Source organism: Pseudomonas sp. 3B-A001-10F, assembly GCF_056313565.1.
The window spans coordinates 37,999-52,576 of record NZ_JBQYFW010000004.1; the positions used below are offsets into that span (position 1 = coordinate 37,999).

Below are 14,578 nucleotides of genomic sequence, written 5' to 3' on the forward strand. Positions count from 1 at the left end.
AAAACCATAACTCAACACTGTGCGGGACCTAGGGGCGATCCAGGGATGAAGAGAAGTCAGAAGTTGTTCGGCGCCAGCCTGCTGGCGCTGGCGATCAGCGGATGTGCAGTGACCAGTGAACCGATTGAGCGCAGCGTCAGTGAACAGCGTGCCAAAAGCGATCTGCAAGGCATGTACAAGGATCAGGAACCGCTGCGCGGTCCGTTGACCCTGCACCAGGCCATGGCCCGCGCCGTGAAGTACAACCTCGAAGGCCGCTTGAAGATCATGGAGGAAGCGCTGGCCAAGCGGCAGCTCGACCTCGCCAGTTTCGACATGCTGCCGCGCATGGCGCTGGATGCCGGCTACGTCGGGCGCAACAACGTCAACGCCTCCAGCAGCCAGAGCGTACGCACCGGCACCCAGTCTCTGGAACCGTCGACCTCGCAGGATCGTGACCGCGAAGTCGCCGACCTGACCATGGTCTGGAACGTCCTCGACTTCGGCGTCAGCTACATCAGCGCCAAGCAGCAAGGCGATCAGCGCCTGATCGTCCAGGAACGGCGCCGCAAGGTGATCAACACCATCGTTCAGGACGTGCGCTCGGCCTATTGGCGGGCGATGGCCGCTGAACGTCTGCTCAAGCAGATCGACAGCCTGATGGCACGAGTGCAGACCGCCCGCGACAACAGTCAGACCCTGAGCGATCAACGCATTGGTGATCCGGTGCAGTCGCTCGGTTACCAGCGCTCGCTGATCGAAGCCACCCGGCAACTGGAAGAGCAACGCCGCGCCTTGTCGCTGGCGAAAACCGAACTGGCGACGCTGATCAACTTGCCGCTGGGCACCCCGCTGACGCTGGCCACCGATGACGGTTATCAGATTCCCGAACTCAAGGTCGATCTGGCCAAACTCGAACAGGAAGCCCTGACCAGCCGCCCGGAACTGCGCGAGCAGGATTACCAGACGCGCATCAGCGCCGCTGAAACCCGCAAGGCTATGCTGCGCATGCTGCCGGGCCTGGAGTTTTCTGCTGGCGGGCATTACGACAGCAACTCCTTCCTTGTCGAGCAGGGCTGGGCCGACTATGGCGTGAAAGTCACCTGGAACCTGTTCAACGTGATCTCCGCTCCGGCGGCGATCAACGTCGCCAAGGCCGGCGAAGAAGTGGCCACTGCGCGGCGACAAGCAATGTCGATAGCGGTGCTCGCGCAACTGTATGTGGCGAATGCCAACTATCAAGAAGCCTTGCGCCAGTTCAAGACCAACCAACAGTTGTCGGACATCGACGGGCAAATCGTTGGCCAGTTACGCAACCGTCATCAGGCTGCCGGGATTGGTGAGCTGGAGTTGATTCAGGGCGAGTTGAACAACCTGCAAGCCGACTTGCGCCGTGATTTGTCGTACGCCGATCTGCGCAATGCCTACGGCCAGATCTTCGCCAGTGCCGGCCTCGATCCGCTGCCGGATCAGGTGCAGTCCACCGAAGTGCAGTCGATCGCCACCGCGCTGGCCAACCGCGAGTCGGCGTGGGCGTCGGGGGATATCTCGGTGCCGGTGGTGGCGCATGCCCCAGCGCAGTGATGTGCTGGCGCCCGTTGCCAGCGTCAGCCGCACGCAACGCGAGGTTCGTAATGGGCATCGCGGTGCAGCGATTCTGTTGACCGGTTTGCCGGCGGCGGGCAAGTCGACACTTGCCCAGGCGCTGCACGCCGAGTTGTTCGGGCGAGGTTTGCAAAGCGTGGTACTGGATGGCGACGGTTTGCGCATCGGGCTCAATCGGGATCTGCGATTCACCGACGCTGATCGCCAGGAAAATATTCGTCGCGCCAGCGAGCTCGCCGCGTTGCTGGTGGAAAACGGGCAAATCGTGATTTTGGCGATGATTGCGCCACTAGTTGAGCTACGTGAGGTGTTCGCGCAACGGTTAGGTGAGGACTATCGCGACGTTTGGTGCAGCGCCTCTCTGGCTGTTTGCGAACAGCGCGACCCGAAAGGACACTACGCACGGGCGCGACGCGGTGACCTCGCTGGATTTACCGGAGTGTCGGCACCGTATGAGCCGCCAACGCAGGCGTCGCTGGTGCTCGACACCGGTGCGCAAACGGTCGAAGCCTGCCTTGATCGATTGCTGACCTGGCTCGGCGAGTGCGCGGTGTTGCCCAGGACATGAGCTGGCCGGCGTTCTCGCGTTTGCCGGTGACGGTGGATTTGCCGCTGTTGCTGCAAGCGCTGGCGGCGATTGCCGACGACGCCTGGCGCAGTCACTTCAACACCGAGTATTTCTCGGGTGACTGGAGTGGCGTCGCGCTGATTTCGGCAGCCGATGCGTTGACCGAGCTGTCGCCCGGACGCGGTGAGCCGGTGCAGCGCAGCCCTTGGCTGCGTGATGAGCGCTGGCAACAAGGGCTGCAAAGTCTCTCACTGGACATCGTCAGCGCGCGATTGCTGCGCTTGGGGCCGGGTGGACGAATTCACCAGCATCGCGATTACGACCTTGATGGCCCGCAGGCCGATCGGCGTTTGCACATTCCGTTGCTCAGTCCGCCGAGCGTCGATTTCTGGCTCGATGGGCAGCGCATGCCCATGCAGGCCGGCGAGTGCTGGTTTCTTGATCTCGCTCGCCCACATCGCGTGGATAACCGCGATACCTCGGCGCGGGTTCATCTGGTGCTCGATTGCCGGCCCGGTGCCTGGCTTGAACAGATGATCAGCGACGGATTGCACAGTACCCCTGAGCCTGGTTTGGCCGACACGCCGTTGCAGCGCTTTCAGCGGCTGGTGGCTGAAGATGTTTCGCTGTCTCTGGCCTTGCGTACGCTGCACGATCCAGACGTCTTCATCAGTCGAGCGGTGGAATTGGGCGCCGAGCGTGGTTTGTCGTTCTCTTACGAGGAATTGCGTGCGGCGATGCGCGACGGCCGTCGACAATGGAACGAACAATGGAGCGGTTGAATTTCGACGGCTGGTTGCCGATTCGTGTCTGGCCGGTTGATGGGCAGTGTTAGGTGGATTGGTGCTGGTTCGGCGACACGGCGCTGCATCAGCCGTTCTTTCGCGATGCGGTCGAGGATGCATTACGGCTGCCGTTCAATCAGGCGTTTCGGCGCCAGACGTCTTTGGCAGCGCTGAGTGAATGGCAAACGCAGAGCCCTGGGCTTGCACCGAGTGCATTTGTGCTGCACGCCTCGCGTTGCGGTTCGACGCTGATCAGCCAGATGCTCGCCCGCCTCGACGATCACATCGTCGTGTCCGAGCCACCGCCGCTGGACGCCTTGTTACGCAGTGATTTACCCGCCGGCGAACGCCGGGCCGCCATCGTCGGGTTGCTCTCGGCCTATGGTCAGCGCCGACGCGGTGTGGAACAGCGCCTGGTGATCAAACTCGACGCTTGGAACATCGGTGAATGGCCGCTGCTGCAGGACTGTTTCGCAGATACGCCGTGGCTGTTTCTCTATCGCGATCCTTTGGAAATTGCCGTTTCTCATCTGCGCCGGCCGGGGATGCACATGGTGCCGGGGATGCTCGGTGATTGCGTATTGGAGGATGGTTTGCCGTTTGAAGGACGTGAAGATTTTATCGCGCGGCGTTTGGGGCGCTTGCTTGAAGCCGGGTGGCTGCATTGCCGTGATTCCGGCGGTTTGGCGGTGAATTACAGTGAGTTGCCTGATGCGATGGCAGGGCGTTTGGCGCGGTTCTTTCGATTGAATGATGTGCAGCGTCAGCAGGTGTTTGCCGCTGCCGCGCAGCATGCGAAACAGCCTTCGCAAGTGTTTGTTGCCGATGGTGAAGACAAGCGCCGCGAGGCTTCGGAGCTGTTGCAGGAACGTGTGCGCACTTTTGCGCTAGCACCATTTGAAGCCCTGGAAGAATTGCGCGGCATTCAAAAGATCGCAGCCTTCGGCGGCTCCTACATTGAAATGTGATCCCCTGTAGAGCTGCCGCAGGCTGCGATCTTTTGCTCTTCAGGACTTGCCGGACAAATCCGCCATGCCCTTGAGCAATTCGATCGGCAACGGAAAGACAATCGTCGAACTCTTGTCCCCGGCAATCGAACTCAAGGTCTGCATATAGCGCAACTGCATTGCCCCAGGCTGGCGACCGAGCATTTCCGCTGCCTGCATGAGTTTTTCCGAGGCCTGCAATTCGCCTTCGGCGTGAATCACCTTGGCCCGACGTTCGCGTTCGGCTTCTGCCTGTTTGGCGATGGCGCGGACCATCGATTCGTTGAGATCGACATGCTTGATCTCGACGTTGGCGACCTTGATCCCCCAGGCATCGGTCTGCGCATCGAGCACCTGCTGAATGTCGATGTTCAACTGCTCGCGCTCGGCCAGCAGCTCATCCAGTTCATGCTTGCCAAGCACCGCGCGCAGGGTGGTTTGCGCCAGTTGGCTGGTGGCAGAAAGATAATCCTCAACCTGAATAATCGCCTTCTGCGGATCGAGCACGCGGAAATACAGCACGGCGTTGACCTTGACCGAGACGTTGTCGCGGGTGATCACGTCCTGCGGCGGCACGTCGAGGACGACCGTGCGCAGGTCGACCCTGACCATTTGCTGGACCACCGGGATCAGCAGGATCAGACCGGGGCCTTTGACCTGCCAAAAGCGGCCGAGCTGAAACACCACGCCCCGTTCGTATTCGCGCAGGATGCGAAACGTCGAGCCGGCCAGGGCAATGACCAGTAACAGCAGCGCAACAAAACCGATTTGCAGACCCATGATCACTCTCCGAGCGGTGCCGCGTCAGTCGCGGCCACTTGCAGCAACAATCCCTTGCGCGCCACCACGCGCACCGGTTGCCCGGTGTGCAGCGGTGTGGCACTGAACACTTGCCAGCGTTCACCTTGCAGTTGCACCCAGCCGTTACGGGCATCGCCCGGTTGCACCGTGGTGATCGCGGTCACACTGCCGAGCAGGCCGGCGTCGCCACTGACGGCATGGCGCGGGCGGGTTTTCAGGGCGCGAATCAGCAGCGCGAGCAACAGCAGCGCGCTGATCAGACCGAGGCCGATCATCATCGGCGCCGGCAATTCGGCGTTGCTCAGAATCAGCGCGCCGATGACGAACATGATGATTCCGGCCAAGCCGATCACCCCGTAATTGGGCAGCGCCGCTTCGGCGATCAGAAACACGATGCCCAAGGTAATCAGCCACAAACCGGCCGGACTCATGGCCGGTAACTGGCTGTCGGCAGCCAGGGCTGATCCGCTGATCAGCAGGAGCAAGGCAAACGCACAGCATCGGCTGTTCACGTGACCCTCCGCGAGCGTCATGTCTGGTTCTTACAGTCTAGTTGAGGGTTGTCCTGTATGAATTTTGATCAATATGCAGATATGTCCGGTGAGCGGATTTCCCTGCGCCAGACACCCGCCGAACTAGACTCAAAGACACGGCAATCACCGTTCAGCGCAACACCGAGGTGCATCATGCGTATGGCAAGAAAGGTGCAGAGCAGCCTGAACCGGGCGCACTGCGAATACGATATCGTCGCCCATCGACACTCGTCCAGCAGCCTGGAAACCGCACGGGTCGCCGGGGTACCCGCCGAGCGCGTGGCCAAATCGATCATCCTTGACGACCACCACGGGCATTACCTGATGGCCGTATTGCCGGCCAGTCGTCACCTGGACCTGAGCAAGGTACGCACCAGCGGCGAATGGCAACTGACTCGCGAAAGCAATCTGGCGCACATCTTTGACGACTGTGAACGCGGCGCGGTGCCGCCGCTGGGTGATTCCTACGGGCTGGACATGGTTATCGACCCGTTGCTGACGCGGCAGAAGGATATTTATCTGGAGGCGGGCAACCACAACTACCTGCTGCACATGAGCATGCCGGAGTTTCTGAAAATGGTGCCGCATGCCGAGGTGCGGGAGTTGAGTGATTAGGATTTGTGGCGCCGGCACTGACGCCTTCGCGAGCAGGCTCGCTCCCACACGTTGATCGCATTCCCCTGTGGGAGCGAGCCTGCTCGCGAATAATCTTCCACACACCAAATTTTTGAAGGAATAGCTCAATGGAAAACCCAAATCACAGCCTGCCATCCCTGTTCAAACAACTCGGCCTGGAAAACGATCCGGAGAGCATCGACAAATTCATCGCCACCCATTCCCCGCTCAAACCCGAGCTGCATTTGGCTGACGCGTTTTTCTGGTCGAAGAGTCAGTCGCAGTTTTTACGGGACGAAATTCTGGATGACGCCGACTGGGCGGAGGTGGTGGATCAGTTGGATGTGTTGTTGAGAAAGGGACGGGAGGGCTGACTGGACGCCAACCTCTTGTCATTCAATTGAGTGGATCGGTTGTTGAGGATCAAAAAATAGACCAAAATCACGACCTCAATTGAGGTCTTTTATTATGCAAAGCGTTCTGGCCGATATGGCTGTCAGTGTCTCAGAATTAAAGAAAAACCCTTCCGCAGTATTGAGCGGTGCACATGGCGGTGCCGTGGCCGTTCTTAACCACAATCGCGTCATGGGCTATATGGTGCCAGCGGATGTGTACGAAGCAATGATGGAGCGACTTGATGATCTGGAGCTTGCTGAAATCGTTCGCGCCCGCAGCCATGAGACGCCAATTTCGGTAAGCCTGGATGACCTATAAGCTCGAGTTTTTGCCATCCGCTCACAAAGAGTGGAACAAATTGGGTCATACACTACGAGAACAATTCAAAAAGAAGCTGGGCGAGAGGTTGAAGCTGCCAAGGGTTTCTGCTGATGCTCTACACGGGATGCCGAACTGCTACAAAATCAAACTCAAGGCTTCCGGCTATCGCTTGGTTTATCAGGTGATCGATGAGCGCGTTGTCGTTTCGGTTGTCGCAGTCGGTAAGCGCGAGCGCAGCAGTGTTTACGAGAATGCAAAAAAGCGCTGAATAGGCTCTCAGCGCCAATTCCCACAGGCAAGCAGGCAATTTGTTTCAAAACTTGACTGAAATTCCCCTCCAATGCGATATTGATAGTTAGCAAACTAACAGTGTGCATTTCCTCGTGCCGAACGAACTCGACGCTCTCCAGATGAACATCAGCAGTGCCATGGTGGTGGCCGCCAGGCATTGGCGGAAGATCTGCCAGACCACGCTGGTCAACTACGGAATCTCCGAAGCCTGCGCCGTGCCGCTGTTGATGATCGGCCGCTTGGGCGAGGGCGTGCGCCAGGTGCAAGTGGCGCAGGCCGCCGGGATGGAGAGTCCGTCGCTGGTGCGTCTGCTCGATCAGTTGTGCCATTCCGGCTACGTCTGCCGCACCGAAGATGCCCAGGATCGCCGGGCCAAATGCCTGAGCCTGACCGACACCGGTCGTGAACTGGTGCAAGCGGTGGAGATCGAACTGGTGCGCTTGCGTCATGAGGTGCTCGGAGGCATCGAGCAAAGTGATCTGGAAGCTACGCTTCGGGTACTCAGAGCTTTTGAGGCGGCCAGCCCGCCTTTGGTGATCAATTCTTGAACGGTTTTTTCTCTGGCATCCCGCCGGCCCGTGACTGGTTTTATGGGGTGCGAACTTTTGCAGCGTCGATGATCGCGCTGTACATCGCCTTGCTCATGCAAATGCCGCGTCCGTATTGGGCGATGGCCACGGTGTATATCGTCTCCAGCCCGTTTCTCGGGCCGACCAGTTCCAAGGCCTTGTACCGTGCCATCGGGACTTTTCTCGGTGCCGCGGCGGCGGTTTTTTTCGTGCCGATGTTCGTGCAGAGTCCGTTTGTGCTGGTGGTGGTCATCGCGCTGTGGACGGGTATTTTGCTGTTCCTGTCCCTGCAACTGCGCACGGCCAACAACTATGCATTGATGCTCGCCGGTTACACCCTGCCGCTGATTGCCTTGCCGGTGGTGGATAACCCGCTGGCGGTGTGGGACGTAGCAGAGGCGCGCACCGAAGAGATTTTCCTCGGCATCGCCGTTGCCGCCGTGGTCGGCGCGATGTTCTGGCCGCGTCGTCTGGCGCCGGTGTTCAACGATGCCGTGAGCAAGTGGTTCGCCGACGCAACGACCTATAGCCTGAAATTCCTCAGCCGCGACGTGCAGCCCGAAGAAGTCACTGCGCTGCGCATGGCCATGGTTGCCAACTTCAACAGCCTCGAATTAATGATTGGCCAGTTGCCTCACGAAGGTGCGCGACCGCAAACCGTGCGCAACACCAAAGAATTGCGCGGGCGGATGATTCATCTATTACCGGTGATTGATGCGCTGGAAGATTCGCTCTACGCCCTCGAACGGCGCACGCCGGAACTGGTGGAAAAATTCGCACCGCTGCTTACCGCGACCCGTGAATGGCTCGGTCACCCGGACGCCGATCTCGACCGTTGGCAAACGCTGAAAGATCAGCTCGAAGCCCTGCAGCCGAGCGTCGAGGCGCTTGAGGATCGTAGGCAATTGCTGTTCTCAAATTCGATTTATCGTCTCGGCGAATTCATCGATCTGTGGCAAGACTGCCGCAGTCTGCAGGACGCGATTCTTTGCGAACGCCAGGACAGCTGGCGCGCGGTGTATCGCCACTGGCGACTGGGTCGACTGACACCGTTTATTGATCGTGGACTGATGCTCTACTCGGTGGCCTCGACCGTTCTGGCGATCATCACCGCCTCGGTGCTGTGGATACTGCTCGGCTGGCCAGACGGCGGCAGCGCGGTGATTCTCGCCGCGGTGGCCTGTAGCTTTTTCGCCTCGATGGACGACCCGGCACCGCAGATTTACCGGTTCTTTTTCTGGACCGGGATGTCGGTGCTGTTCGCCAGCCTTTATCTGTTTCTGATTCTGCCCAACCTGCATGACTTCCCGATGCTGGTGCTGGCGTTTTCCATCCCGTTCATCTGCGTCGGCACGTTGACGGTACAGCCGCGGTTCTTCCTCGGCATGCTGCTGACGCTGGTTAACACCTCGTCGTTCATCAGCATTCAGGGCGCTTACGATGCGGATTTTTTCGCCTTCGTGAACTCCAACCTCGCTGGACCGATCGGCCTGCTTTTCGCTTTCATCTGGACGCTGGTCGCACGCCCGTTCGGCGCCGAACTGGCAGCCAAACGCCTGACCCGTTTCAGCTGGAAAGACATCGTCCACATGACCGAGCCGGCCAACCTTGCCGAACACCGCAAATTGGGTGTGCAGTTGCTCGATCGACTGATGCAGCACCTGCCGCGTCTGGCCCTCACCGGCCAAGACACCGGCATCGCCATGCGCGAAGTCCGCGTCGGCCTGAACCTGCTCGATTTACTCGCCTATACCCCACGGGTGACGGGCGCGCCGAACGCGCTGTTGCAGCAAGTGGTCAGTGAAGTCGGCGAGTATTTCCGCGCCTGCCTCAAGGCTGGCGAACGCTTGCCGGCGCCAGCGCCGCTGTTGATGACCCTCGATCGCACTCGTCGCGCACTCAATGGCCACGGCGACGATGAAACCCGTCTGAACCTGCTGCACGCCTTGAGCGGTTTGCGTCTGGCGCTGTTGCCCGGCGTCGAATTCGTCGCCAGTGCCGACTCCGAAGAACCGCTGCCCGATGGAGCGCCCCTATGATCGGTGATCTGGACATCAGCGGCATTTTCCTGCCGACCTTGCTGGTGTTGATGGGCATCACTTATGTGCTGTTTTTGCTGGTGCATGCCGTGCTTACGCGTGTGCACTTTTACCGTCTGGTCTGGCACCGGGCATTGTTCAACGTGGCCCTCTACGCGGTACTGCTGTACGGCGTGGACTCACTCAGTCGATACCTGATGACATGAAAAAACCGTTTTTGACCATCGGTCGCGTGGTACTGACCCTGCTGATCGTGACTTTTGCCGTTGTCCTCGTCTGGCGCATGGTGATGTATTACATGTTTGCGCCGTGGACCCGTGACGGCCACATTCGCGCCGACATCATCCAGATCGCTCCGGACGTGTCCGGGTTGATCCAGCAGGTTGAAGTGAAAGACAACCAGTTGATCAAGCGTGGCCAGGTGCTGTTCAGCATCGACCAGGATCGCTTCAAACTGGCCCTGCGTCAGGCCAAGGCGGCCGTCGCTGATCGCGAAGAAACCCTCGCTCAAGCCCAGCGCGAGGCCAAGCGTAACCGTGGCCTCGGTAACCTGGTGCCGGCCGAGCAACTGGAAGAAAGCCAGTCGAAGGTCGCCCGCGCGCAATCGGCACTGGCCGAAGCCATGGTCACCGTGGACAGCGCTCAGCTCAACCTCGACCGCTCAGTGATCCGCAGCCCGGTGGACGGCTACGTCAACGACCGTGCGCCGCGTCCGCAGGAATTCGTTACCGCCGGGCGTCCGGTGTTGTCGGTGGTCGACAGCAATTCGTTTCACATCGACGGCTATTTCGAAGAGACCAAACTCGACGGCATTCATGTTGGTCAGTCGGTGGATATTCGTGTGATCGGCGACCGCGCCAAACTGCGCGGGCATGTTGAAAGCATCGTCGCCGGTATCGAAGACCGCGACCGTACCAGCGGCAGCAATCTGTTGCCGAACGTCAACCCGGCGTTCAGCTGGGTGCGGCTGGCGCAGCGGATTCCGGTGCGGATTGCCTTTGATGATGTGCCTGAAGATTTCCGCATGATCGCCGGGCGCACTGCCACCGTTTCGATCATCGAAGACTCAAAGGTCGACGATAAAAAGCAGGAGCCTGCGCAATGAGCAGGGCGCTGATGATCGCCGGGTTGGGCGTGATGCTCTCGGCCTGTCAGATGGTCGGGCCGGATTATCAAGTGCCGGAGGATGCAGCGGTGCAGCGCAAGGATTTTCAGGGCGAACTGGCGGTGGCCGGAAAGCCGGTCGTCTCGGCGCCGGTGCCGGCGGATTGGTGGCGTCTTTATAAGGATGCGCGACTGGATCAACTGGTGCAGCAGGCCATGGCCTCCAACACCGACCTGCGCGTTGCTGCTGCCAACTTGCAGCGGGCTCGCGCTCAGGTCGATGAGGCCGAAGCAGCGGGCGGCTGGAGCGCAGGTGTGAAGATGGGTGCGCAGCGTTTGCAAGAGTCTGGTCAGGCATTCTTGCTGCCGGAAAAAGTCCCGGTCGATAACGTCGGCGACATCGGCATCAGCGCTTCTTATCAGTTCGATCTGTGGGGCACCTTGCAACGCGGCATCGAAGGCGCAAAGGCCAATGCCGACGCGACCCAGGCAGCGGCAGACACGGCGCGGATCACCTTGGTGGCAGACGTCGTGCGTGCTTACACCCAAGTCTGCGCGGCCAACGAAGAACGGGAGATCGCCCAGCACTCCCTCGACCTGCAATCGCAAGGCACCACGCTGATTCAACGTCTGCGCGATGCCGGCCGTGGTGATGAAACTCAGGTGACTCGCTCGCAAACTCAATTCAAATCCCTGCGCGCCGAACTGCCGCGTTATGAAGCGGCCCGCCAAGCTGGGTTGTACCGTCTGTCGATGCTCCTGGCCAAACCGGTCGATCAATTGCCGGCCGGCACCGCCACCTGCGCCGAACTGCCGAAAATCGCCCAACTGGTGCCGGTTGGCGATGGCGCTGCGCTGCTCAAACGTCGCCCGGACATTCGTCAGGCCGAACGTCGTCTGGCCGCTTCGACCGCCGGCATCGGCGTCGCCACTGGCGAGTTGTATCCGGACATCAGTATCGGCGCGACCATCGGCACTGTTGGTCTCATCGATGACTTGGGTGATCCGTCGACCAACCGCTGGGGTTTCGGCCCATCGCTGAGCTGGAAAGTGCCGACCAACGGCGCTCGTGCGCGAATCCGCGAGGCAGAAGCGGCGACCCAAGGCGCACTGGCGCACTTCGATGGCGTGGTGCTCAACGCCATTCGCGAAACCCAGACCGGTCTGGCTCAGTACAGCGCCTTGCTGCAACGCCGCGATGCGCTGGCCGATGCCGAGCAGTCAGCGAAACTGGCCGCCGACCAGACCCACCGCTTCTTCCAGGCCGGCCGCGAGTCGTTCCTCGCCGACCTGCAAGCAACGCGCACCTACACCGATGTCACCGCGCAACTGGCCGCCGCCAACACCCAGGTTGCGATGAGCCAGATCGATTTGTTCCTCGCCTTGGGCGGCGGTTGGGAAAGCGGACGAACGAACGCTGCAAGCCCCAGCAAACCCTGAGGCCGTTGCTATGCTTTGAAGTGTTGGAAGGGTGCCCCGAGCAAGGCGCCCTTTCAGCGCACATTGCTAGCGCTGGTCTAGGGGAAACCAATAATGAAAAACCCTTACGCTCTCGGCTTCTGGTGCGCCCTCGCAGCGCTGGTGCTGCTCTCGGCGACCTATTTCTACGGCATCATGCTGGCCCACCAGATCGACAAGGCCATGGTTTTCCTCGACAGCGCCGTCGCGCTGATTGCGGTCATGGCCATCGTCGTGGTCGCCTGGGCGTCGGTTCAGGTGCAGCGCGTGAAGAAGCGGCAGCTTGAACAGGGCAAGACCCTGGTGCTGATCTGGGACACCAAAGTCGCCCTGCGCCGGGTCGAAACCGTGTTCGACCGGTATTTCTGGGGCAGTTACTGGCAACCGGGGCGCACCTTCGCCGAAGTCATGGGCGAACTCACCGGCACGCCGTTGGAAAAGAGCCTCGAAGCGCTGAAAAAGCAGTGTCTTGAACTCGACAAGCAGATCGATGACGAGGGCTGGCATTGGTTGAACAACGCCCGCGAATTGTCCGATGTCGCCACGGCCATGGCCCGCGAGCGCTATCAGTTGGATTTCTGCGACCCGCGCGCCGAGGGGCCGGGCGGGGCGGTGATCGATCGGGACTTTGAAGTGCTGGTCTACACCTGGACCGCGCGGCTCAAAAGCTTTGATCATCAGCTGGATGAGATTGAGGTTCAGTATTCCTGATTTTTGCCTGAATCATCTGGCCCCTTCGCGAGCAGGCTCGCTCCCACAGGTACAGTATTGTCCTTGTGGGAGCGAGCCTGCTCGCGAAGGCGGACTGAAAAACACCGAAACTCTTCCAACCTGTCGACTGTCCATTCCCCCCATAGACACTCTTTAACCTTTAAACATTGGGCCAGCTCACGCGCCCGGTGCTAATCTCCACCGCTGAATTCAGCGCAGTCGAGCCGCGACCCGGTCACGGGTTCAGGGAAGACGACCACACTCACAGCCACGGAAATCGATCAGGTCATTCATGAATAAATCAGCAGGCGTTCTCCTCGGAATTGTTGTTGCCATCGGCGCGATCAGCGCGGGCGGGGCCTGGTACACCGGGACCAAGATCGAAGGCGTGTTGAACAACGCCGTCAGCAATGCCAACCAAGAGCTGCAAACCGCCATGGCCGGCTCCAACGGCACCGCGTCCCTGGAGCTGGTGTCGCTGGAACGCCACACTTTCACCAGTACCGCGCACTATCGCCTCAAGGGTGAAGGCGAGATGTTTGGCGACAAGCCGGTCGAACTGTTGTTTGTCGACCACATCGAACACGGTCCGCTGCCGTTCTCGCGTCTGGTTTCGCTGAAATGGCTGCCGGTCATGGCCACCAGCAACTACGAGCTGGAAAAGAATCCGGCCACCGAGAAATGGTTCGCCGCCACCAAGGGCGCCGCGCCGCTCAAAGGCGTAACCAGCATCGGCTACGACGAGTCCACCACCAGCACTCTCGACCTGCTGCCGTTCGAAACTGCGCTGGATGAGCAATCGAGTCTGAAATTTTCCGGCCTGACCATGAACATCTCCGCTAACGCCAAAGCGCAGAAGGTCAAGGCAGACGGTTACATGGACAACCTGAAGCTGGTCACCGTGGCTGAAGATCAGGCGCCGGTGCAGGTCGAACTCAACGGTCTGACCCTGGCCAGCAACCTCGCCAAAAGCAGCTACGGCTACTACACCGGCGAGAACACCCTGGAGCTGACCAACAGCAAAACCACCTTCGGCACCAAGCAATCGGTGCTCGGTGTGAAGAACTTCGAAATGAAGAACCTCACCGAAGAAAACGGCAGCAATGCCTCGGGTCGTGCTGATTACAAGATTGGCGAAGTCAGCCTCAACGACAAGAAAATCGGCTCGGCCAATATGGCCATGAGCCTGAAAAACCTCGACATCCCGTCGACCATGTCGCTGATGCAGATCTACCAGACCAAATTGCAGCCGTATGAAAAAGCCGCGGCCGAGGCTGCAGCCCAAGGCTTGCCAGCGCCGGAGCTGAACCTCACCGAAGCTGAAAACGCCCAGGTCAAAGCCGACCTGCAGAAATTGCTGGCCGCCGGCCCACAGATTGCGCTGGAAAACCTCTCGTTCAACACCGCCAACGGCGAGAGCAAGGCCAATCTGGTGATCGACCTGACCAAGCCGCAATCGATGGATTTGCCGCCGGATCAACTGGGCAAACAACTGATCGCGTTGCTTGATCTGAATATCCAGGTGTCCAAGCCGATGCTGGTCGATCTGCTTAGCGTACAGGCGCAACTGGATGGTCAGACCGATGCCAAAGCCATCGTTGATCAATCCAAGGAAGCGGCCGACATGTTCGCCGGCATGGCGGTCGGTTCGCAGTTGGCCGTCGTCGACGGCACCAACGTCGTGACCAAGCTGCATTACGCCGCCAATCAGGTCGAATTCAACGGCCAGAAGATGACCGTTGAGCAGTTCGTCGGCTTCCTGATGAGCAAGTTCGCAGGCGTCACGCAAGTGCAGTAATTCTGCGTTCTTAATAGCA

Annotated in this window: 17 protein-coding genes; 15 read left to right on the forward strand and 2 right to left on the reverse strand. The window is 59.8% G+C overall.

Features of this window, described 5'->3' with window-relative positions; all coding sequences use genetic code 11:
• The first annotated feature begins 45 nt into the window (after positions 1-45).
• The 4 genes from AC0ZWN_RS05685 to AC0ZWN_RS05700 are packed head-to-tail and all read left to right on the forward strand — an operon-like array spanning position 46 to position 3,905.
• Positions 46-1,563, forward strand: coding sequence for a TolC family protein (locus AC0ZWN_RS05685; RefSeq protein ID WP_476334350.1), 1,518 nt, complete (start codon positions 46-48; stop codon positions 1,561-1,563).
• Positions 1,547-2,152, forward strand: a complete 606-nt coding sequence (gene cysC, locus AC0ZWN_RS05690) for an adenylyl-sulfate kinase (protein WP_116256414.1) — start codon at positions 1,547-1,549, stop codon at positions 2,150-2,152. The genes AC0ZWN_RS05685 and cysC overlap by 17 nt, the downstream gene beginning before the upstream one ends.
• On the forward strand, positions 2,149-2,934 hold the full coding sequence (locus AC0ZWN_RS05695) for an aspartyl/asparaginyl beta-hydroxylase domain-containing protein (RefSeq protein WP_476334498.1): 786 nt from the start codon (positions 2,149-2,151) through the stop codon (positions 2,932-2,934). Before cysC ends, AC0ZWN_RS05695 begins: the two co-directional genes overlap by 4 nt.
• A gap of 53 nt (positions 2,935-2,987) precedes the next feature.
• Complete coding sequence (locus AC0ZWN_RS05700) at positions 2,988-3,905, forward strand: sulfotransferase family protein (protein WP_476334352.1); 918 nt, start codon at positions 2,988-2,990, stop codon at positions 3,903-3,905.
• A 39-nt stretch (positions 3,906-3,944) separates the two neighbouring features.
• Here the strand turns inward: AC0ZWN_RS05700 and AC0ZWN_RS05705 are convergent, their stop codons facing one another.
• A complete protein-coding gene (locus AC0ZWN_RS05705) occupies positions 3,945-4,703 on the reverse strand; it encodes a slipin family protein (protein WP_007917711.1) in 759 nt (252 codons plus the stop codon).
• Between the two features lie 2 nt (positions 4,704-4,705).
• Positions 4,706-5,257 (reverse strand): NfeD family protein, encoded by a 552-nt coding sequence (locus tag AC0ZWN_RS05710; RefSeq protein ID WP_476334353.1) that lies wholly within the window; start codon positions 5,255-5,257, stop codon positions 4,706-4,708.
• Positions 5,258-5,410: 153 nt separating this feature from the next.
• Between AC0ZWN_RS05710 and AC0ZWN_RS05715 the strand changes: the two genes are divergently transcribed.
• The 11 genes from AC0ZWN_RS05715 (at position 5,411) to AC0ZWN_RS05765 (ending at position 14,559) form a co-directional block, all read left to right on the forward strand.
• The gene (locus AC0ZWN_RS05715) at positions 5,411-5,872 is read left to right on the forward strand and encodes an aminoacyl-tRNA deacylase (protein WP_093440296.1); all 462 of its coding nucleotides are present in this window, start codon (positions 5,411-5,413) and stop codon (positions 5,870-5,872) included.
• A gap of 128 nt (positions 5,873-6,000) precedes the next feature.
• A complete protein-coding gene (locus AC0ZWN_RS05720) occupies positions 6,001-6,246 on the forward strand; it encodes a DUF2789 domain-containing protein (RefSeq protein ID WP_476334355.1) in 246 nt (81 codons plus the stop codon).
• A 94-nt stretch (positions 6,247-6,340) separates the two neighbouring features.
• Positions 6,341-6,586 carry a type II toxin-antitoxin system Phd/YefM family antitoxin gene (locus AC0ZWN_RS05725; protein WP_095122322.1) on the forward strand — a complete coding sequence of 82 codons (246 nt, stop codon included), beginning with the start codon at positions 6,341-6,343 and terminating at the stop codon, positions 6,584-6,586.
• Positions 6,576-6,857 (forward strand): type II toxin-antitoxin system RelE family toxin, encoded by a 282-nt coding sequence (locus AC0ZWN_RS05730; protein ID WP_095122320.1) that lies wholly within the window; start codon positions 6,576-6,578, stop codon positions 6,855-6,857. Before AC0ZWN_RS05725 ends, AC0ZWN_RS05730 begins: the two co-directional genes overlap by 11 nt.
• Positions 6,858-6,999: 142 nt before the next feature.
• A complete protein-coding gene (locus tag AC0ZWN_RS05735; protein ID WP_476334357.1) occupies positions 7,000-7,428 on the forward strand; it encodes a MarR family winged helix-turn-helix transcriptional regulator in 429 nt (142 codons plus the stop codon).
• A complete protein-coding gene (locus tag AC0ZWN_RS05740; RefSeq protein ID WP_476334358.1) occupies positions 7,425-9,488 on the forward strand; it encodes an FUSC family protein in 2,064 nt (687 codons plus the stop codon). The genes AC0ZWN_RS05735 and AC0ZWN_RS05740 overlap by 4 nt, the downstream gene beginning before the upstream one ends.
• The gene (locus tag AC0ZWN_RS05745; protein WP_007917703.1) at positions 9,485-9,694 is read left to right on the forward strand and encodes a DUF1656 domain-containing protein; all 210 of its coding nucleotides are present in this window, start codon (positions 9,485-9,487) and stop codon (positions 9,692-9,694) included. The genes AC0ZWN_RS05740 and AC0ZWN_RS05745 overlap by 4 nt, the downstream gene beginning before the upstream one ends.
• Positions 9,691-10,593: an efflux RND transporter periplasmic adaptor subunit gene (locus AC0ZWN_RS05750; protein ID WP_064389057.1), complete on the forward strand. Its 903-nt coding sequence runs from the start codon at positions 9,691-9,693 to the stop codon at positions 10,591-10,593. The genes AC0ZWN_RS05745 and AC0ZWN_RS05750 overlap by 4 nt, the downstream gene beginning before the upstream one ends.
• Positions 10,590-12,032 (forward strand): efflux transporter outer membrane subunit, encoded by a 1,443-nt coding sequence (locus tag AC0ZWN_RS05755; RefSeq protein WP_476334360.1) that lies wholly within the window; start codon positions 10,590-10,592, stop codon positions 12,030-12,032. Before AC0ZWN_RS05750 ends, AC0ZWN_RS05755 begins: the two co-directional genes overlap by 4 nt.
• 93 nt (positions 12,033-12,125) lie before the next feature.
• Positions 12,126-12,761, forward strand: a complete 636-nt coding sequence (locus tag AC0ZWN_RS05760) for an NADH:ubiquinone oxidoreductase subunit N (RefSeq protein ID WP_093440326.1) — start codon at positions 12,126-12,128, stop codon at positions 12,759-12,761.
• A gap of 292 nt (positions 12,762-13,053) precedes the next feature.
• Entirely contained in the window at positions 13,054-14,559 is a 1,506-nt protein-coding gene (locus AC0ZWN_RS05765) for a YdgA family protein (protein ID WP_476334361.1), read from the forward strand.
• Positions 14,560-14,578: the final 19 nt, after the last annotated feature.